Annotated in this window: 19 protein-coding genes; 4 read left to right on the plus strand and 15 right to left on the minus strand. The window is 64.2% G+C overall.

All coding sequences use genetic code 11. The annotated features are described in order from the left end of the window. Positions 1-6: 6 nt before the first annotated feature. The 7 genes from AC4CS3_RS19180 to AC4CS3_RS19210 form a co-directional block, all read right to left on the minus strand. Positions 7-984 carry an aldo/keto reductase gene (locus AC4CS3_RS19180; RefSeq protein ID WP_490784755.1) on the minus strand — a complete coding sequence of 326 codons (978 nt, stop codon included), beginning with the start codon at positions 982-984 and terminating at the stop codon, positions 7-9. A 39-nt stretch (positions 985-1,023) separates the two neighbouring features. Next, on the minus strand, positions 1,024-1,239 hold the full coding sequence (locus tag AC4CS3_RS19185; RefSeq protein ID WP_028266791.1) for a helix-hairpin-helix domain-containing protein: 216 nt from the start codon (positions 1,237-1,239) through the stop codon (positions 1,024-1,026). Positions 1,240-1,269: 30 nt separating this feature from the next. Continuing rightward, a complete protein-coding gene (locus AC4CS3_RS19190; RefSeq protein ID WP_490784756.1) occupies positions 1,270-1,830 on the minus strand; it encodes a hypothetical protein in 561 nt (186 codons plus the stop codon). Positions 1,831-1,924: 94 nt separating this feature from the next. Next, positions 1,925-3,898: a 1-deoxy-D-xylulose-5-phosphate synthase gene (gene dxs, locus AC4CS3_RS19195; RefSeq protein WP_490784757.1), complete on the minus strand. Its 1,974-nt coding sequence runs from the start codon at positions 3,896-3,898 to the stop codon at positions 1,925-1,927. A gap of 142 nt (positions 3,899-4,040) precedes the next feature. Then, the gene (locus AC4CS3_RS19200; RefSeq protein WP_490784758.1) at positions 4,041-6,872 is read right to left on the minus strand and encodes an aconitate hydratase; all 2,832 of its coding nucleotides are present in this window, start codon (positions 6,870-6,872) and stop codon (positions 4,041-4,043) included. Positions 6,873-7,011: 139 nt separating this feature from the next. Further along, positions 7,012-8,409: a class I SAM-dependent RNA methyltransferase gene (locus AC4CS3_RS19205; RefSeq protein WP_490784759.1), complete on the minus strand. Its 1,398-nt coding sequence runs from the start codon at positions 8,407-8,409 to the stop codon at positions 7,012-7,014. Then, positions 8,409-10,382 carry an APC family permease gene (locus AC4CS3_RS19210; RefSeq protein ID WP_490784760.1) on the minus strand — a complete coding sequence of 658 codons (1,974 nt, stop codon included), beginning with the start codon at positions 10,380-10,382 and terminating at the stop codon, positions 8,409-8,411. Before AC4CS3_RS19210 ends, AC4CS3_RS19205 begins: the two co-directional genes overlap by 1 nt. A 110-nt stretch (positions 10,383-10,492) precedes the next feature. Here AC4CS3_RS19210 and AC4CS3_RS19215 point away from each other — a divergent pair, with 110 nt between their 5' ends. Both AC4CS3_RS19215 and AC4CS3_RS19220 read left to right on the plus strand, forming a co-directional pair. Continuing rightward, positions 10,493-11,167 (plus strand): potassium channel family protein, encoded by a 675-nt coding sequence (locus AC4CS3_RS19215; protein WP_490784761.1) that lies wholly within the window; start codon positions 10,493-10,495, stop codon positions 11,165-11,167. After that, on the plus strand, positions 11,164-11,892 hold the full coding sequence (locus tag AC4CS3_RS19220) for a potassium channel family protein (protein ID WP_490784762.1): 729 nt from the start codon (positions 11,164-11,166) through the stop codon (positions 11,890-11,892). The genes AC4CS3_RS19215 and AC4CS3_RS19220 overlap by 4 nt, the downstream gene beginning before the upstream one ends. Here the strand turns inward: AC4CS3_RS19220 and AC4CS3_RS19225 are convergent. The 4 genes from AC4CS3_RS19225 to dut all read right to left on the minus strand — a co-directional run bounded on the left by AC4CS3_RS19225 (position 11,865) and on the right by dut (position 14,366). After that, the gene (locus tag AC4CS3_RS19225; protein WP_490784763.1) at positions 11,865-12,650 is read right to left on the minus strand and encodes a DUF3159 domain-containing protein; all 786 of its coding nucleotides are present in this window, start codon (positions 12,648-12,650) and stop codon (positions 11,865-11,867) included. The genes AC4CS3_RS19220 and AC4CS3_RS19225 overlap by 28 nt on opposite strands. Beyond that, positions 12,647-13,000 carry a hypothetical protein gene (locus AC4CS3_RS19230; protein ID WP_441413348.1) on the minus strand — a complete coding sequence of 118 codons (354 nt, stop codon included), beginning with the start codon at positions 12,998-13,000 and terminating at the stop codon, positions 12,647-12,649. The genes AC4CS3_RS19225 and AC4CS3_RS19230 overlap by 4 nt, the downstream gene beginning before the upstream one ends. Next, positions 12,993-13,742 carry a DUF3710 domain-containing protein gene (locus AC4CS3_RS19235; RefSeq protein WP_236817035.1) on the minus strand — a complete coding sequence of 250 codons (750 nt, stop codon included), beginning with the start codon at positions 13,740-13,742 and terminating at the stop codon, positions 12,993-12,995. Before AC4CS3_RS19235 ends, AC4CS3_RS19230 begins: the two co-directional genes overlap by 8 nt. A gap of 111 nt (positions 13,743-13,853) precedes the next feature. Beyond that, positions 13,854-14,366, minus strand: coding sequence for a dUTP diphosphatase (gene dut / locus AC4CS3_RS19240; protein WP_345446722.1), 513 nt, complete (start codon positions 14,364-14,366; stop codon positions 13,854-13,856). Between the two features lie 120 nt (positions 14,367-14,486). On the opposite strand from dut, the gene AC4CS3_RS19245 reads away from it, so the two are divergent. Then, the gene (locus AC4CS3_RS19245; RefSeq protein WP_490784764.1) at positions 14,487-14,987 is read left to right on the plus strand and encodes a DUF3093 domain-containing protein; all 501 of its coding nucleotides are present in this window, start codon (positions 14,487-14,489) and stop codon (positions 14,985-14,987) included. Here AC4CS3_RS19245 and AC4CS3_RS19250 read toward each other — a convergent pair. Continuing rightward, positions 14,984-15,283: a DUF4193 domain-containing protein gene (locus AC4CS3_RS19250; RefSeq protein WP_078105507.1), complete on the minus strand. Its 300-nt coding sequence runs from the start codon at positions 15,281-15,283 to the stop codon at positions 14,984-14,986. The two genes, AC4CS3_RS19245 and AC4CS3_RS19250, sit on opposite strands and share 4 nt — an antisense overlap. A gap of 283 nt (positions 15,284-15,566) precedes the next feature. Between AC4CS3_RS19250 and sepH the strand changes: the two genes are divergently transcribed. After that, a complete protein-coding gene (gene sepH, locus AC4CS3_RS19255) occupies positions 15,567-16,937 on the plus strand; it encodes a septation protein SepH (RefSeq protein WP_490784765.1) in 1,371 nt (456 codons plus the stop codon). A 23-nt stretch (positions 16,938-16,960) separates the two neighbouring features. On the opposite strand, the gene AC4CS3_RS19260 is transcribed toward sepH, so the two are convergent. Genes AC4CS3_RS19260 through AC4CS3_RS19270 form a run of 3 tightly spaced genes read right to left on the minus strand, consistent with a single transcriptional unit; the run spans position 16,961 to position 19,627 of the window. Beyond that, entirely contained in the window at positions 16,961-17,677 is a 717-nt protein-coding gene (locus tag AC4CS3_RS19260) for a thymidine kinase (protein ID WP_490784766.1), read from the minus strand. Then, the gene (locus AC4CS3_RS19265; protein WP_490784767.1) at positions 17,670-18,899 is read right to left on the minus strand and encodes an alkaline phosphatase family protein; all 1,230 of its coding nucleotides are present in this window, start codon (positions 18,897-18,899) and stop codon (positions 17,670-17,672) included. The genes AC4CS3_RS19260 and AC4CS3_RS19265 overlap by 8 nt, the downstream gene beginning before the upstream one ends. Beyond that, entirely contained in the window at positions 18,899-19,627 is a 729-nt protein-coding gene (locus AC4CS3_RS19270; protein WP_236817024.1) for a DUF5998 family protein, read from the minus strand. The genes AC4CS3_RS19265 and AC4CS3_RS19270 overlap by 1 nt, the downstream gene beginning before the upstream one ends. Positions 19,628-19,689: the final 62 nt, after the last annotated feature.

A 19,689-nucleotide genomic window follows, 5' to 3' on the forward strand; every position in this document is an offset into this window, starting at 1 on the left:
CGCTCCCTAGAAGAGGGCGACCTTGGGCGTGCGCGGGAAGATGTCGTCCATTTCGGCGCGTTCTTCTGCCGTGGGCACCCAGCGGACCGCTTTCGCGTTCTCGGCGATTTGTTCAGGGCGGGTGGCTCCCGCAATCACGCTGCTGACTGCGGGCTGGGCGGCCAGCCAGGAGAAGGCCAGCTGCAATTCGTTCAGGTCCCGCTCTTTGGCGAATTGGCTGAACCGGCCCAGCTGGACCCAGTCGGCGTCGTTCACCATGTTGGTCCGTGTGTGGCTGAGGCGCGATCCTTCCGGGGCGTTGCCCGGAGCATACTTGCCCGTCAGGAGGCCGTTCGCCAAGGGGAAATATGGCAGCACACCGAGCCCGAAGGCCTGCGCGGCCGGCAGCACTTCGAGTTCCGCGCGGCGGTCCAGCAGGTTGTAGTGGTTCTGCGTCGAAATGAACCGCGCACCGCCCTGCATCCGGGCTACGTATTCCGCTTCGGCGATCTGCCAGCCAGCACGGTTGGAATGGCCGAGGTACCGGACCTTGCCGCTTGTCACGAGGTCATCGAGGGCGGCGAGGGTCTCGTCAACCGGGGTGAGAGGGTCCGGGGTGTGGTACTGGTACAAGTCAATCCAGTCGGTGCCGAGGCGGCGCAACGATGCCTCGGCGGCGTGGATGATGTAGCGGCGCGATCCCCGGGCGCCAAAATCGTTGCCGTTGGCGCCGTGCATGTCCATGCCGAATTTCGTGGCCACGATCGCGTCATCTCTGCGACCCTTTAGGGCTGCGCCGAGCATGGTCTCACTGAGGCCGGGCTCCCGGCCGTACACGTCTGCAACGTCGAAAAGGGTCACGCCGGCATCCAAGGCGGCATGCACTACCGCATTGGTACCCTCCTGCGATTCCGTGGCCGTATTGGCCCGCCCGAGATTGTTGCACCCCAAACCGACTACTGAGACGGTCAATCCGGAATTTCCAAGGCGGCGATATTCAGTCATGGTTTCACCCTACAACGCCCGCAGGGGCCAGTCCGCCGCTCAGGATCCGAACGCGATTCCTGCCTCTTCCATCGCGTCGTGCAACTGGGCCATGACCTTGGGGCCCATGCCGTGCAGGGCCGCCACCCGCCCCTCACCGAATTCGGCGAGCTGTTCCAAGGTTTCCAGGCCCTCGTGGGCGAGTGCCCTTCGTGCGGGAGCGGACAAGCCCTTGGGCAGCGGAGTGTGTCCGGGCCAGTTGCTCTTGGGCGCCATGTTTGTCCCTTCGAAGCGGTGAAGCTGTCCTTAGAGGGTAAAGCCCGGACCGGTTTTCGGCGAGTGTTTTACTTTCAATGCGGTGGGTTCGGCATGGGCTGCGGCCGCGATGCTCAGCTTGGTGAAGTCGAGGTCTTCTCCCCGGATGCACACCTTGATGGCGTTGACGGCCTTGTTGACGTCCGGGCACAGGCAGAAGATGTTGAGCTTCGAGTCCCTGATATCGGAACGATCCACGATACCCAGGCCGCGCCAGGCCAGTTCACTCGTCAGCGCGGCCTTGGCCTTGCGTTCAAGGTAGCGGTCCCGATCGGTCCCGTCCTTCGTCTTCAGCGCGATCTGCGCGACCACCCAAAACTGCTCAGTCTCGGGAATCTCCGCATAGCCGTCCTCTTCGCATTGCGCGGCAAAGGCCGTCATGAGTCCTTCGACGGCGGATTCGTCCTCGACGTCGGTTTCGTCCGTGCTGCTCTGGTGTCCCACAACCCCGCGGTTGATCACGAGCTGCTTGAATTCGTCGTCATACCAAGCCTCCCGGAAATGCAGGACCGCTTCGTCGTCGCGCTTATAGGTGCGGATGATGCCGCTCATGCCTGTCCTTTTCTGGACCACTCCGCGCAGGTGCTGTTTTGGACCTTTGCCGTCGAAGGGTGCCTGTGTGTTTGATTCCGCTGGGAACAGCCGTTCACAGCTTGGGGAGACTGCCCGTCGTCGGATGTTCTTGTCCTGGCAGGGGCCGCGCGAAAGGCACCTTTGTCCCCAGGACCTGCGCGACGACGTCGTGGGTTATCTGTTGGGCGGTAAGCCCCACCCGCTCAAGGACCTGGCTCCGGGTTCCATGGTCGAGGAATTCGACCGGAAGCCCCACCTCGTTAAGGGCCGTGTCCACACCGGCAGCGCGCATCTCCTGGCGGATCCGGGAGCCGACGCCGCCAGCACGGACCCCGTCTTCGATGCAGATCACCAATCGGTGCCGGGCGGCGAGGGCGATGATGGACTTGCGTACGGGCAGGACCCACCGTGGATCCACCACTGTGGAACTGATGCCTTGGGATCCGAGCCGGGACGCGACATCGAGCGCGAGCTCGGACATGGCACCGACGCTGACAATCAGGACATCGTTCTCCGTGGAGCCTTCGGGGCGGCGCGCCAGCACGTCGACGCCGTCGGAAAGCCGTTCGATCGCTTCGATCTCACTTCCCACGGTGCCCTTGGAGAAGCGCACCACGCTGGGCGCGTCCGCGATGGCAACAGCTTCGCGGAGTTCTTCCCGCAGGCGGCTGGCATCCCGCGGAGCCGCCAGGTGCAGCCCCGGAACGATCTGGACCATCGCCATGTCCCACATGCCGTGGTGGCTGGCTCCGTCCGGGCCCGTCACGCCGGCACGGTCCAACACGACCGTCACACCGGCTTTGTGCAGTGCAACGTCCATGAGGAGCTGGTCGAAGGCGCGGTTCAGGAATGTCGCGTAAACGGCAACGACGGGGTGCAGTCCGCCAAAGGCCATGCCTGCGGCCGAGGTGAGGGCGTGCTGTTCGGCGATCCCGACGTCGATCACCCGTTCCGGGTGCCTCTCCGCGAACTTGTGCAGTCCGACGGGGATCAGCATGGCCCCGGTGATGCCTACGATGTCGTCGCGCTCATCGGCGATGTCCGCGATTTCCTCGGCGAAAACCGATGTCCAGGAGCGGGCTCCACCGGCTTCGGTGGGTTCGCCGGTTTCGGGATCGATGATCCCGACGGCGTGGAACTGGTCCGCCTCGTTGGCGAGGGCAGGTGCGTAACCGTGCCCCTTTTCGGTCATCGCGTGGACGATCACGGGGCCGCCGTAATTGCGGGCAGTAGTGAGCGCGTGCTCAAGGGCCCGCATGTTATGGCCGTCGACAGGGCCTATGTACTTCATGCCGAGGTCTTCGAACATGCCTTGCGGAGCCCACCAATCCTTGATGCCCTTCTTCATGGCATGCAGGCTCTTATAGGTGAACTGGCCGATCGGTCCACCGCTCTGAAGTTTCCTCTTCCACCAGTCCAACACCACTTCGTAGGTGGGGGCTGCCCGGAGGGAGTCGATCGTGGGGCGCAGTGAAGCGAGGTAGTCTGCCACACCGCCGACGGTGGGCGCATAGGAGCGCCCGTTGTCGTTGACGACGATCACCACGCGGCGTCGCTTGTCGGCGGCGATGTTGTTGATCGCCTCCCACGCCATACCGCCCGTCAGCGCACCGTCTCCGACGACGGCGACAACGCAGCGATCGCCCTCGCCGGTCAACTGGCGGGCCCGGGAGATACCGTCGGCCCAGGACAAGGAGGAGGACGCGTGGGAGCTTTCCACGATGTCGTGCTCGGACTCTGCGCGATCTGGGTAGCCGGACATTCCCCCTTGCTGCCGGAGGGTGCTGAAATCCTGCCTGCCGGTCAGCAATTTGTGGACGTAAGACTGATGGCCTGTGTCGAAAACGATGCTGTCGCGCGGCGAATCGAAAACTTTATGGATGGCCATGGTGAGTTCCACCACGCCAAGGTTCGGTCCGAGGTGACCGCCCGTTTGGGCGACGTTGGTGATGAGGAAAGTCCTGATCTCGCCTGCAAGCTGCTCCAACTGCTCACCGGTGAGCTTGCTCAGGTCCTGCGGGTTCCGGATTGTCTCCAAAAGTCCCAACGGCCCCTCCTTAGGGTGATTGACGTGCTATACAACTCTAACGCCTTGGCCGGCACCAAGCCGCAGGAAAGGCTACAGCCCCGGCCGGTCGATGACCAGCCGGGGCTGTAGCTGTTGCCTTGCGGCTCAGGCGGAGTTCTCGCTAGTGTGCCGAGATCTGGCGCAAAACGTACTGCAGGATGCCGCCGTTGCGGTAGTAGTCCGCTTCGCCCGGGGTATCGATGCGCAGCACGGCATCGAAGGACTTGGTGCTGCCGTCCTCTGCCGTTGCGGTGACCTTGAGCGTCCTTGGCGTCGTGCCGTTGTTCAGCTCGGTGACGCCCTCGACGGAGAACGTTTCCGTGCCGACCAGGCCGAGCGACGCAGCGGACTCGCCGGCCGGGTACTGCAGCGGGAGGACGCCCATGCCGATGAGGTTGGAGCGGTGGATGCGCTCGTAGCTTTCGGCGACGACAGCCTTCACGCCCAGCAGCGCGGTTCCCTTGGCAGCCCAGTCACGGGACGAGCCGGAGCCGTACTCCTTGCCTGCAAGGACCACCAGCGGGGTGCCGGCTGCCTGGTAGTTCTGGGCAGCGTCGTAGACGTAGGCCTGGGGGCCTTCCGCCTGGGTGAAGTCGCGGGTGAAGCCACCCTCGACGCCCGCACCGTCGTTGAAGTCAGCGAGCAGCTGGTTCTTGATGCGGATGTTCGCGAACGTTCCCCGGATCATGACCTCGTGGTTGCCACGGCGTGAACCGTAGGAGTTGAAGTCCTTGCGCTCCACGCCGTTGGCCAGAAGGTACTGGCCTGCCGGGGTGTCCGACTTGAAGGAACCGGCCGGGGAGATGTGATCGGTGGTGACCGAATCGCCGAGCTTCAGCAGCACGCGGGCACCGGCGATGTCCGTTACCGGTTCCGGCTGCGCCTTCATGCCTTCGAAGTACGGGGGCTTCCGCACGTACGTGGACTTGGCGTCCCAAGCGAAGGTGTCGCCTGCCGGGGTCTCGAGTGCCTTCCAGCGGTCGTCGCCGTCGAAGACGCCCTCGTAGCCGCGGGCGAACATTTCCTTGTCGATCGAGGAATCGATGACCTTCTGGACCTCGACGGGGTTCGGCCAGATGTCCTTCAAGAAGACATCGTTGCCGTTCTGGTCCTGGCCCAGCGCATCAGCGTCGAAGTCGAAGTCCATGGTTCCGGCCAGGGCGTAGGCGATGACCAGCGGCGGCGAGGCCAGGTAGTTCATCTTGACGTCCGGGTTGATGCGGCCTTCGAAGTTGCGGTTGCCGGAGAGGACAGCCGAGACGGAAAGGTCGTTGGCCTGGATGGCCTCGGAGATTTCGGCGTCGAGCGGTCCGGAGTTACCGATGCAGGTCGCGCAGCCGTAGCCCACGATATAGAAGCCGAGCTTCTCCAGGTAGGGAGTCAGGCCGGACTTCTCGTAGTAGTCGGTGACAACCTTGGAGCCGGGAGCGACCGAAGTCTTGACCCACGGCTTGGAGGCGAGGCCCTTGTCGACGGCGTTACGGGCGAGCAGCGCGGCAGCCAGCATCACGGAAGGGTTGGACGTGTTGGTGCAGGATGTGATCGAAGCGATCGAAACTGCACCGTGGTCCAGTTCGAATTCGCGGCCGTCAGCTGTTGTGACGCTCACCTTGTTCGACGGACGACCGTTGGACTTCGGGCCGTGTGCGTGCGGCGCTACGTCGGCCAAGTGGGTCGCGGAGGCGGTGAACGACGGCGAATCGGAGGCCGGGAAGCTCTCGTCGATCGCTTCGTCGAGACTTCCGTCGGCCAGGTCTTCCTTCACGTAGTTGCGCAGGTCCTCGCGGAACTGGGCCTTGGACTCCGTGAGGATGATCCGGTCCTGGGGACGCTTCGGACCCGAGATGGAGGGAACAACCGTGGACAGGTCCAGCTCGAGGTACTCGGAGAACTTGATCTCGTGCGAGGGATCGTGCCAGAGGCCCTGTTCCTTCGCGTAGGCCTCGACCAGGGCGACGTTCTGATCGGAGCGGCCGGTGAGGCGCAGGTATTCGAGCGTGACGTCGTCGATCGGGAACATCGCTGCCGTGGAACCGAACTCCGGGCTCATGTTGCCGATGGTGGCGCGGTTGGCCAGCGGCACAGCCGCAACGCCTTCGCCGTAGAACTCCACGAACTTGCCGACCACACCGTGGTTGCGCAGCTGCTCGGTGATGGTCAGGACGACGTCCGTGGCGGTAGCGCCCGCGGGGATGGAACCCGTGAGCTTGAAGCCCACGACGCGCGGGATCAGCATGGAGACGGGCTGGCCCAGCATCGCAGCCTCGGCTTCGATGCCGCCCACGCCCCAGCCCAGAACGCCCAGGCCGTTGACCATGGTGGTGTGGGAGTCCGTACCGACGCAGGTGTCGGGGTAGGCGCGCAGGACGCCGTCAACTTCGCGGGTCATGACGGTTCGTGCCAGGTATTCGATGTTGACCTGGTGGACGATGCCGGTTCCCGGAGGAACAACCTTGAAGTCGTCGAAAGCAGTCTGGCCCCAGCGCAGGAACTGGTAACGCTCGCCGTTGCGCTGGTATTCGATCTCCATGTTGCGCTCAAGGGCTCCGGAGTTGCCGAAGGCGTCGATCTGCACGGAGTGGTCGATGACCATCTCAGCCGGAGCCAGCGGGTTGACGCGCTTGGGGTCGCCGCCGAGGTCCTTGATGGCTTCGCGCATGGTGGCAAGGTCAACAACGCAGGGAACTCCGGTGAAGTCCTGCATGATGACTCGGGCCGGGGTGAACTGGATCTCGGTGTCCGGCTGGGCATTTGGATCCCAGCCAGCCAGGGCGCGGACGTGGTCGGCCGTGATATTGGCGCCATCTTCCGTCCGCAGGAGGTTTTCAAGCAATACCTTAAGGCTGAACGGAAGGCGGTCTGCGCCCTCAACGGAGTTCAACCGGAAAATTTCATAATCGGTGCCGGCTACATTCAGTACGCCTTTGGAACCGAAGCTGTCCACAGTGCTCATGGCAGGACTCCTCTCGCAACAGCTTTCATCTTTGTCGCGTGGTTGACCGCTAGCTAGTTAGGCAAACCTAATCTGGGCATCGTGCGGCCGGTGGAGAAGTGAAGCGCGACGTAGGACTTCTCCACCATCGTAGTGGCGGCTATGCCGCGGGCACCAGCAACGCAACGGTCTCGAGGTGATGTGTGTGCGGATACAAGTCGAAGGCCCGCAGGGATTCAAGGCGCCATCCGCCGTTCCGGAAGTACCCCAGATCACGCGCGAAGGAGGCCGGATCACACGACACATAAGCGATTGCCCGCGGCCCGGACTCGATGAGCTGGCTGACCACCGCTTTGCCCGCGCCAGCCCGCGGCGGGTCGATCACCAAGGCGTCGAAGCTCCGGGGGCGCTGCCGGAGGACACGCTCCACCCTGCCCTGGACAATTTCCACCTGGGTCTCTCCGTGCAGATTCTTGCGGGCATCCCGGCTGGTCCCGGGCGATCCTTCGACGGAGAGCACCGAACCGGTGATCCCCACCGCATCCGCCAAGGGAGCCGTAAACAATCCGGCTCCCGCGTAAAGATCGGCGACGGCCGATCCCGGAAGGAGGTAGCCGCCGTCGTGCAGGAATCCCGTCACCGCCCCCACCAGGGTCCCGGGCGCATCCTTGTGGATCTGCCAGAACCCTTCTCCCGTCACACGGTACTCGTGACCGGCAGCCGACTCCTGGACCCACGTCCTGCCGCGCAGCTGCAGGACTTCTCCGCCGGCGGGGTCGAAGCTGGCCACCGACACTTCATGCGGGAGCTGGCCCAGGATCCGGTTGAGGCGCCGGGCATCGGTGCCTTCTTCCGGGGCAAGAAGGACGAGCGGACGCGATCCGTTGGCAGGCGCGGCCACTTCCACCCGCGAGATCCCCCGCAGATCGATGTCCCAGAGCCGCAACTCGTTGATCCCCGGCAGTGCCAAAGGCATCTCGTGGACCGGAATCACGACGTCGGAGCGGTGGGCATGCATCCCCAGCCGGCCACCGGGGGTGACGGCAAAGCTGGCACGGGTCCGCCAGCCGAGCCCTGTATCGCCGTCGGAGCCTGCAACGCCGCCGGAGCCCGGGTCATCGGCGGCCGCCGGCTCCACTTCGACATGGAGTTCGACGCCGGCGAGCCGCTTGAGCTGCTCGGCGAGGACTTCGGCTTTGAGCAGGCGCTGCCGTTCCAGTGTCACGTGTCCCAGTTCGGCGCCGCCCACGGGCGGACCGCCCTTGCGCCAGGCGGCAAGCGAGTCGGCGGGCGGCCAGAAATGGCGTGTCCGGTCCTCTGATGCTTCCAGGACATCGACGACGTCGGCACGCCAGAAACGGGAAGACTCTCCCGCGTCGGTCAGCCGGACCCGGACCTTCTCCCCCGGGATGCCGTGCCGGACGAAAATGACCCGGCCTTCGTGCCGTGCGACGAAGTGGCCGCCATGGGCGATGGGGCCGACGTCCACCACCAGCTCCGTGGCGGCTCCGTCCTGGGCCGTGGGCGAGCTGGATTCGGTGTTGCTGGGGTGGGTCATCAGGTATCCTGCAATGCCTTTGCTTCTTCGGAGGACTTCAATTGCCATGGAACGCTGGCCACCATGACGCCGGGTTCAAAGTGGAGCCGGGCCTTGATGCGCAGGGCGGTCTGGTTATGGACGAGCTGTTCCCACCACTTGCCGACGACGTACTCCGGGATGTAGACGACGATCAGGTCACGCGGGGAATCGCGGCGCATGTTCTTGACGTAGTCCAGGATGGGCGTGACGGTTTCACGGTACGGGCTCGCCAAAACGGTCAACGGGACGGGGATGTCCAGCTTGTCCCAGGCCTCGACGGTGTGCGCCGTTTCCTCGTGGTCGATATCGACGATGATGGCGTCCAGCCGGGACGGCCTCGATGCCCGGGCGTAGGCGAGGGCGCGCAGCACCGGTTTGCGGACGTGGGACACCAACAGCACGGCGTGGACCCGGGTAGGCAATGCACGCGGGGAAGAATCCTCGTCAACGGCAAGTTCCTTGGCCACATTGTCGTAGTGGGCGCGGATGCTCCACATGATGAGGAACAGCACGAACATGGCCAGAAGGGCGATCCAGGCGCCCTGCTCGAACTTGGTGATCAGCACGATGGTCAGCACCAGCGCCGTCATGGCGAAGCCGAGCCCGTTGATGGTGCGGGACTTCAGGATCCTACGGCGGACGGCTTTGTCCTGCGCAAGTTTGAGTTCCCTGCCCCAGTGACGCACCATGCCCAGCTGGCTCATCGTGAAGGAAATGAAGACGCCGACGATGTACAGCTGGATGAGCTTGGTGACATCGGCGTTGAAGGAAATGATGAGGACCAAGGCCCCGGCCGCAAGGGCGAGGACGCCGTTGCTGAATGCCAGGCGGTCTCCGCGGGTCCGAAGCTGGCGGGGAAGGTAGCCGTCCTGGGCGAGGATCGACCCCAGGACCGGGAATCCGTTGAATGCCGTGTTGGAGGCGAAGACGAGGATGACGCCGGTGGCGGCGACAACGACGTAGAACGGGATGGACCCGGGGCCGAAGATCGTCTGTGCAATCTGGCTGATGGCGGGGTTCTGGATGTAGTCGTCCGGGAGCGGTTGGCCGTGCAGGAGGAATTCCTTGGCCGGATCCAGCACGATGTGGACCTTGGTGGCATTGGCAAGGTAGATGATGCCGGCGAGCATGGCCGAGGCGATGACTCCGAGCAGCATCAACGTGGTGGCCGCGTTCTTGCTTTTGGGCTTCTTGAAGTTCGGCACGCCGTTGCTGATGGCCTCCACACCGGTCAGGGCGGCTGCGCCGGAGGAGAAAGCCCTGAGGAGCAGGAACGCCCCTGCCAGGCCCACGAGTCCCTGGTCGAATCCCTCTTGCGGGACGATCGTGAAGGCTGCCGAGGGAGCCTGGCCGAGTTGGCCTGTGGCTGCCTGGAAGATACCGACGGCCGTCATGCCCAGGATGCTGAACATGAAGATGTAAGTGGGAACCGCGAAGACGCTGCCGGCTTCCTTGATTCCGCGCAGGTTCACGAGTGCCAGGACAATCACGCCGACTGTGGCGATGAGCGCCTGCTGCCCATGCAGCGAGGGGATCGCCGTGGTCAGGTACGCCGCCGCGGAGGACATCGACACGGCGACGGTGAGGACGTAGTCCACCAACAAAGCGGCGGCGACCGTCAGGCCCGCGAACTTCCCGAGATTGACGTTGGCGATTTCGTAATCGCCGCCACCTGAAGGGTAGGCGTGGACGTTCTGCCGGTACGAGGCAACAACCGTGAGCAAGACCACCATGACCGCGAGGCCTACGAGCGGCGAAATGGCCACGGCACTCACGCCCGCGAGGGCCAGCGTCAGCAGGATTTCGTCAGGGGCGTAGGCCACGGAGGACAGGGCGTCCGAAGCGAAAATCGGCAGCGCGATGCGCTTGGGAAGCAGGGTGTGGGCCAGGCGGTCGTTCCGGAACGGCCGCCCCACCAACACCCGCTTCGCGGCGTTGAGAATTGTCAGCACTCCGCAAAGCTACTCTGAATCGAACGCGATGTCATGACGGCGGACTGGCTTCCGCGACTTGCCCCGGTAGAGTCTTACCGAGCGGCAAGCATAAGAGTTAAGGAGAAACCGTGGCTCACTTTGTGATCATGGGTTGCGGACGAGTTGGCGCAACGTTGGCGCACACCTTGGAAGACGCCGGCCATTCGGTGGCAATCATCGACCAGGACGACCGTGCCTTCCGTCGCTTGCGCAGCGGATTCACCGGCAGGAAAGTCACGGGCGTCGGCTTCGACCGGGACACCCTCAAGCAAGCAGGTTGCGAGGAGGCGTACGCCTTCGCCGCCGTCTCCAGCGGTGACAATTCCAATATCCTCGCCACCCGCGTAGCGCGTGAGACTTTCCATGTTTCGCATGTTGTTGCCCGCATCTACGATCCCGGCCGCGCCGAAATCTACCAGCGTCTGGGCATCCCCACGGTGGCCGCCGTACGTTGGAGCGCGGACCAGGTCCTGCGCCGGATCCTGCCCGAGCAGCACTTGGCAGGCGATTACCGCGAACCCTCCGGCCGACTGGTTCTATCCGAAGTCGACCTCGACGAAAGCTGGATCGGGCACCCGTTGACTGCCATCGAAGCAGCATCCGGAATCCGCATCGCTTTCCTTACCCGCTTCGGTGAGGGCGTCCTGCCTCAGCCCGGAACGGCGTACCAGGAGGGTGACACTGTGCATGCCATGTTGAATCTGGACCGCAGCGCCGAGGTGGCGCGCATCCTTTCCAGCGCACCTGCCAAGGAGTCTGAGTGAAAGTCGTTATTGTCGGCGCAGGCAGCGTCGGTTCATCCATCGCGCGTGAATTGCTTGCCCACAAACACGAGATTATGCTGATCGACCTCAAACCGGAGGTCATCGGGCGCAGCGGGCTCAGAGGGGCCCGCTGGCTGGTGGGCGATGCGTGCGAATTGAGCACGTTGCAGGAAGCGAAACTGGAAGGGGCCGACGTCGTCGTGTCCGCGACCGGCGACGACAAAGTCAACCTTGTGGTGTCCTTGTTGGCCAAGACCGAATTCGGTGTCGGCCGCACGGTGGGCCGGGTCAACAATCCCAAGAACGACTGGATGTTCAACGATTCCTGGGGCGTCGACGTCGCAGTCAATACCCCGCAACTCATGACGGCGCTCGTGGAGGAGGCTGTGGAAATCGGTGACCTCGTCCGCTTGCTGACCTTGCAGACGGGTGTGTCCTCGCTCGTCGAATTCACGGTTCCCCACGACTCGCACATCATCGGGAGCACCGTGGGCGGCATCGAGTGGCCCGACGACGCCACCCTGGTGGCGATCCTCCGGGACCATGCGCCCATCACACCGAGCCGCGACGACGTGATCGACGGCGGCGACGAACTGTTCTTCGTCACGACTATTGTGGCCGAAGACGGTCTCAGGGCCTTGCTGTCCCCGACCGCCGCGGACCACGGTTCAGCTGACGTCGAGGAAGAGTTTTCGGATCAGTCCGACGACGGTTTCGACGGCTGAGGATCGCGGTTCGGCTTCTGGCCCGGCACCGGCCGGGTCAGGAGCCAGGCAATCCAGAGACCCAGGATGTATAGCGGAGCCCCCATGATCAGCCTCATGGTAGCGAGTGCGGCCAGGCCCGGTTCGCCCATGAAATACAGCGGAACCTGGACCACAAGACGCAGTGCCAGCACGGCAATGACCACCCACGTGCCGATGGCGTAGGCCCGCAAGCGCTCCGGGTTCTTCCGCCATTCGAAGCCTTCGTTGCGGACGAATCCGAACAGCAGGCCGGCGATCGGCCACTTGAGCAGGATCGACAGCACCATTCCCACGATGTAGGCGATATTCGTGTAGAAACCCAGAACGTAGAAATCCTCGGCCTTGCCGGTGGTGTTCGCGAGCCAAGCGGAGATGGCGACGCCGGCGATCCCGGCAAGCGCCTGGGTCAGCGGGCGCCGTTGGACCAGCCGGACCACGGTGAAGACGGCTGCAGCCGCGAGGGAGGCAATCAGGGACGCCGGAAGGTCGCGGGTGACCATGAAAGCGATCAGGAAGACGAGGCCGGGCACGGTACTCTCGGCTATCCCCTGAACACCCCCGGCGGACTTGAGGATGTCCACGTGCCCGTGGCTGTTGCGTTGGAGTCCGGCCTTTTCGGCGTACCCGGCGGCAATGTCCGCAATGCTCGGCCCCTCCGTGCCCTGGCGGGGCTCCTCCGAGCCGGGATTTTCGTGCGCTGGTTTTTCGTGGGGGCCGGATCCGTTGGCGACGGTCATTGGTGCTCCTGCCGGGAGAGAATTTCATAGCGCGGATTGAACATGGTGGGCATCCCGTCCCGCGGCGTGACCATGCCTTCGAGCCGCAGGACAGTCCCAGGTTCGATTCCGGGCACTTTGCGGCGCCCGAGCCAGATGACGCGGAGTCGGGTCAACGGACCTGTGTCACCCCTGTGCGCAATCCGGTCGACGACGATCGCCGAGAAGTGTGCTTGTTCGTTGGCGGGCTGGTAGGTCACCGACTCGATGAATCCCGTGCAGTCGACCCGTCCCCGGACGGGGAGTTCAGTGAGGGGCAGGGACGCCGGACCGCCATGGGCGGCAGCGGGACGCGCCGCTTTGTCAGCCAATCTGGGTGATCTCCGGGCCGCGCTCGGGTTGCTGAAGCTCCGGCGCTTCGTGGGGAGCTTCGTGCTGCCCGGAAGCTACAGCGTCCTTGGGCAGCTTCAGCTGAAGCAGCTCACGGGGCGGCATGGGGTTGTCTCCGCGAATGACCACAACCTTGCGGAAGAGGTTCTCCAGTCCTTCGGCCGCCTTCCTATCCAATGCCGCGTTGCCCCCGATGACGCCACGAAGGAACCAGCGGGGCCCATCGACTCCCATGAACCGGGCAGCCCGGAAGCCGCGTCCGCCGTCGGCGGATTCGGTAGGAAGCTTGGCGACGAGTTCGGTGCCGAAGGTGCCGACGATCTCCTCGACTTCGCCTCCTTGGCTGGACACGGACTGGCCGATTTGCTCGCGGATTTCGTCCCAGAGCCCTTCGGAACGTGGAGCGGCAAACGCCTGGAGCTGGAGGCTCGAGCCGTCGAGGTCCATGGTGACTGCCACTACCCGCTGGGTTGCCTCTTCTACTTCAAGGCGCAATTGAAGGCCTTCGGAAGGCTCGATCAGCAAGGCACCAAGATCCACATAGCCGTCCTGGCTATCAATTTCGCTGGCATCCAATGGCCCCTTGGACAAGCGGAAGTCGCCCTTGGCGGCTCCACCGGCTACCGGGCCGGAGTCCTGCCGCGTCGTCGCGGCATTGGCCTGCTCAGTACCGTTGTCTTTCGGCTGCTCAGCCTTGGACTTCTTTCCGCGCCCAAAAAGCATCGGGTTGTCTCCTTAGTAGTGGTCTATCCCCCAGTAAACCGCAGACTGCCCGTCAACTCGCGGGCAGCATGGCAATCAGCTCCATGCAGCGCCGATTGTCGAGGGTTGTTGCTAGCTCACGGCCGGCGCGAAGCCTCCGGTAGATCCAAAGCCGCCGGCGCCGCGCGAGGTGTCGGACAACTCCTCCACGGAAACGAACTGCGCATACTCGACGCGCTGGATCACCATTTGAGCAATTCTATCGCCGCGCTTGAGTTCGATTGCGTGGTTTTGGTCGGTATTCAAAAGCGTCACGGAAATTTCACCTCGGTAGCCGGCATCAACGGTCCCGGGAGCGTTGACCACAGTGAGTCCATGCTTGGTTGCCAGCCCTGATCGGGGGTGGATCAGTGCGACAAAGCCGTTCGGCAGCGCGATCGAGACGCCCGTGGGAACAAGCTTCCGCTCTCCCGGAGCGAGCGATACGTCCGCACGGGCCCGCAAGTCGGCGCCGGCGTCACCAGGGTGGGCGTATGACGGTGCTTCCAAACCGGCGTCGAGCATTTTCAGTTGGACCTGAAGGGTCGGCGCACCGTATTCGGCGGAGGTGTCTGCTGGGTTGGCTACTGCTGTCTCGTGACTCACAGTCACATATTCTATCGCCCGCGGAGTGCTCCCCCGGTTGCGGCCGCACGTCGGTCGCAGGGCAGTCACAGGGCCAGGGAGCGTTAATTCCCGGGGCCACAGTCCCGATAAGCTGGTGGCATGCCTGAATCGACTGCTTCCGTACCCGTGCCGCACCATTCCTCGAGTGGAACGGGCGTCCTGTTTACGGAAAAGCTCTGGCCTTCCCCCTGGATCTGGATTGTGGTGGTCGGCTTGTCCGCCGCGGGCATCCTGATGTTCGCCCCGATCAGCATCGCCGCGGGGATTATCGCCGCGCTGGTCCTCTTCGCGATCATGACCACCATGCTGGTGTTGTCCACTCCTGCGATCGTGGTGGACCGGGACACCGTCCAAGTGGGACGCGCCACCATCCAGCGCGAGTTTGTCGGCGCCGTCACTGCTTACCGCAAGGACGAGGCCACCGCGGAGCGCGGAACCCGCCTCCACGGACTCGCGTTCCTTTGCCTCCGCGGCTGGATTGATCCCGTGGTGCGCATTGAAATCACCGACCCGGCGGACCGCACCCCGTACTGGCTCACGTCCACGCGCCGCCCCGAAGAACTTCTGGCAGCGCTGTCCAAGCAGGCCTCCCGAGGCTAGCTTTCGCATTCCTTGCAGTAAAGGTGCCCGTCCTTCTCCCGCGCAATCTGGGAGCGGTGTTTGACGAGGAAGCAATTGAAGCAGGTAAATTCGTCCGCCTGCGGAGGCAGGACGCGGACCAGCAGCTCTTCGCCAGACAAGTCCGCCCCGGGGAGCTCGTAGGCGTCCGCGAGGTCAGTCTCATCGATGTCAACAGCCGATGATGACTGTTTCTCGGTGCGATGCGACTTGAGTTCCTCGATCGAGTCCTCGGTGTCTTCTTCGGTCTTCCGAGGGGCATCGTAGTCCGTTGCCATGGTCTCTTCTTCGTTCTCCCTTGTACGTCACGCAGGGCTTGCGGTCCGGTCGACCGGAACCTGCTCCGGTCTAAGGATGTAACGCAGCGGGTCACATTTTTGTGCCCGATACCGGGCAGATTGTCCTCCCGGAAGACTCGAATGTCCATACCCCGGTTCTTATCGCCGTCGCAGGGAATGCCGGAAATCGCGGAATATCGCGGCGCGCCCTTTGTCCTAGTAGGAAAAGGCCGTACCGGGTGGCAGAGTTTCGAATGTCAGATAGGCCATGGTGGAGGATTTTATGCGGGATCTACGGCTGGTTGGCGTCCACGACGACGGCGGACATCTCCTGTTGAGCGGTACCGGCGGCGAGATGTTCCAGCTTCCGATTGATGAGGCGTTGCGGGTTGCAGCGAGCCGGACACCTGCCCAGGTGGCCGCACGTGCTTCCATCACGCCCGTCGCCATGTCCCCGCGTGACATTCAGTCGCGCATCCGCAGCGGCGCTACGGCCGCTGAGGTGGCGGAGCTGTCAGGGCTGCCGCTCGCCAACGTGCAACGTTATGAGGGTCCGGTACTTGCCGAGCGCGAGTACATCGCCCAGCAAGCCCGCAAAGTCGAAGTCGCTGCCCCTGCCCCCGGCCAGGACACCTACCGCGCGGCGTTCGGCGACGAACCCGCAAGCCTGGGCGAAATGGTTGCACACCGGCTCAGGGCCCATGGGATCGATTCGTCTACGGTGGAATGGGATTCGTGGCGCCGGATCGATGGCACGTGGACCGTCGTCGCGCGCTTCGAAACCAAGCCAGCCAGCCTGGAAAGCATCGGCGAAGAGCCACCTGCCATGTGGACCTTCCATCCCGCCCGCAAATCCATCCAGAATGCCAACCGCTGGGCCCAGCAGCTCAGCGAACTGGAACCCCTCGATGGACCTGTACCGGCCCGGCGACTCGCGGCCGTCTCCGACCGGCCCTTTGACTTTGAGGCCGACGCCGGGACCGCCGCCCGTGCGGCCGCAGCCGCCGCCACCAAGGAAGCCGATGGGCTCCTTGACATGCTGCGCTCACGTCGCGGACAGAGGCTGGGACTTGACGAAGACAGCGACGACGCTTTGGCGCTGCTTCTAAGCAGCGGCGTCCCGGCTGCGCATCCGCGGCCGGGCGATGTTGAAGACGGGCTTGCGGACAGCGAAACAGCTGACAACGAGCCGGCCGACCCGGACACGGACGAGCAGCTTGAAGCCGAACCCGCCCCCAGCCGCCGTGACGCGCGTGCATCCATGCTGTCGCGGCTGAGCCTCGCCCCGAAGCATGAGGACAAGGAAGACGACTCCCTCCATCTTCACGACGGTGTCAGCACGGATACCCATGAAATCACGGTGATCCCCGGTGCCCTGCGCCCCGTGACCATGTTGCGCGGCAGGAACGACAACGACGGGCAGACCGGGCAGGACGAGGGACGAACCCCTGGAGCAGCGTCACCGCGGGCGGGCTTGGACGAACTGCTCGGCGGGGCTCCCCGGAGGGAACGCGAAGAGGCGAGGGCCGGCCGTGACGGGCAGAAAGATGAGGAAGCTTCCGACGCGGGGGCGGCCGAACGCCAGCCGTCACGGCCCAAGCGCTCCAGTATTCCCAGCTGGGATGAAATCGTCTTCGGGACGCGCGGAGACTAGGCGGCTTTTAGTTCGTTGCGGCTTCAGCTGACGCCGTGCCAAAGGCAAGCGTCGACGTCGAACGGCAGCAACTGATCCCGGCTCGCCATCAGGTTGGCTCCGTGGGCCGTGACCCTGCGCATGTAGTGCCTGCGGCATAGGGTTTCGTATCCGACGACGGGGTGCGACACGTCGACTTGCTCCGGGATGGCCTCCGCCTGGCCGGCATCCCTGGCAACGTCTCCCACTACGACCTGCTCGCCTTCGACCACCATGATGCCGTCCACGGTCCGCGCATTGTGTGTTGCCCGGCGTCCGCACCAACAGAGCGCTTCGACCTGCAGGACCTGGACCCTGTCCGCGAGCTCTACGAAACGCTGGGATCCGGGGAACAGCCGGGTGCGGAAGTCTGATGTGATTCCGAAGGCGAACACGTCAACGCCCATCTCATCAACCACGCGCGCCAGCTGTTCCACTTGCTCTGGTGAGTAGAACTGGGCTTCGTCACAGATCAGGTAGTCCACTTTGAGGCCCGTGGTCCGGCGCCGGACAACTTCGTCCCAGAAATCGGTGGTGTCAACGACTTCGACCGCGTCTGTCTGGAGACCGAGCCGGCTGGAGATGACGGAACCGCCGGCGCGGTCGTTGCAACTGAAGCGGACCCCACCCCGCCCGCGTGCACGGTGGTTGTAGTCCATCTGCAAAGCAAGAGTGGACTTGCCGCAGTCCATGGTTCCGGAGAAGAAGATAAGCTCAGCCACGGCGGCCCTTGGGACCTCCGGCTTGGAAACAAAGCAGCGGAACTTCGCGCTCGGCCCTGGTCAGCGAACCATGCTGCCCCACTACCTCTAAGGCAGTCGGACGGACGCGGCGGACGTCATAGAGCGCCAAAGTGTCCCGGGCTGCGATCATGACGTCCCCGATCCGGGGGGAAACCTCCGGTCGGAAAACACCGAAGAGTCCGGCGTCAAGAGCCTGCTCGCGTGTGAAGGCCCAGATCCGCTCGCCGAAGCGGGCGCGCCAGGCATCCAACAGGGCTTTCCGGTGACGCTCTCCGGCGTCGGGCTCCAGGTACAGGTGGACCATGCGCGGCTCCCCTGCCGTGTGCCGGACCCCTGCGATAAGGGCAGGATCGGCGGAGTAGTCGATGCGCTGCGACTCGGGAACGTCGAGCATTCCATGGTCGCCGGTGAGCAGGATGGTTGTCCCCGCGGGCAGTGAGGCAGAGAGCCTTTTGACCGTTGAATCGATTTCTTCGAGCTGGTGCTCCCAGCGATCGGACTCGCAGCCGTAGCGGTGCCCGGCTTTGTCCAGCTCGTTGACGTAGAAGTACATGAGCGAGGCGGTTCCAGCGGCCATTTCCTCCCCTGCCGCTGTTGTCCGGGCGTGGAGCGAGGTGCCGCCCACGAACCGGCTTCCCCGGAGCGCCGCACGGGTCATCGGCGACGCGCCGAACTGGGGCAGGCTCACTGTGACGACGTCGGCGTCAGCAGCCACGCGTTCGAAAATTGTCGGGAACGGCTGCCAGCGCAGGGGATCGACTCCAGCGTCCCAATTGCCGAGCAGGTTGACTACCTTGTCCTGATCAGGATCCAGGACGTCATAGCCCACCATGCCGTGTTCACCGGGCGTGCGGCCGGTTCCAAGGCTGGCCAAGGACGATGCCGTGGTGGAAGGAAAAGCCGAATCAAGCCACACCGGGACGGCCCCCTGTCCCGAGTTCGCAATTGACCTCAGAAACGGAGTGTGGGCGGCCTTCTGCTTCAGGAGATTGCGCCCCAGGCCATCAGCGAGGACAACGCACACGCGCTGCGTTGACGGCAAGTGCAGCTTATTTTCGAAGCCGGGCAGGCCCATGCTCGCCGCGGCGCTAGTGAAGACCTCGGCGATCGACTTGCTGCCATACAGCGGCGCGCCGGGAAGCTCAGGGACGGCGCTGGAAACGCGGACGGTTTCCTGGGCGACGGGTTCCGACGTCGCCATCAGCGCTGGTGCCCGCGGCTCAGCCTGTTGCCGAAGACGCCCGAGCGCAGTCGCGGAGCGGAGATGGTACCGGGGTGGACCGAGGGCCCGGGAGCGCCTGTGTTCACAGCCCGCAACGCGCGGGCGAAGACCTTCGCGTCCTGGACAGCCCTGGGTCCGTCGGCCTCGGAGCTGATCCGCAGCACGATGTCCTCCTGCGAGATGGTGCCCGTGTAACCATGGTCGGCTTCGCACTGGGGATCGCCGCAGCTGGCGGGTCCCACATCCAGGCGCTGGCCTCCTGACCAGGCAATGGACAGGGTCAGCTCCCTGACGGGGTCGCTTGGAGTGTAGTTCTGCGGCTGCGCATACATGTAGCTCAGGACCACCGAGCGGATTTGTGCCACGGGCACGGACTCGGTGGAAATCTGGGCGACGATCTGCTCGCCGGCTTCGTCAAGCTGCTGGTCGTCGACGTGGGTGATCACCAGCATGTCCTCGGTGAGGACCAGGACCGTGATGTGCCGCCGGACCTCGGCACGGTCGAAATGCGTTTCCAAATGCACCAGGTGCGCAAGGCAGTCGCGCCCGTCCAAGGCGTCGGCCACAACATCGGCAACAAGGACAGGATAGAAACCTGCCCGTTGAAGTGCCTGGTCCAGGCTCTGCCCCTGCGAGCTGTGGTTGTGTGCTGCATGGTGCCCGGTGGTAGCCGGACCGGACGGAGGCGTCGGGGACTTCGAGCTCATTCCCCCATTTTCACAGATCGGCTGGGGACTTCATAACCGTCCGGCCCTCCGACGGTCAACTG

The sequence above is a fragment of the Arthrobacter sp. SE2 genome, assembly GCF_058244265.1.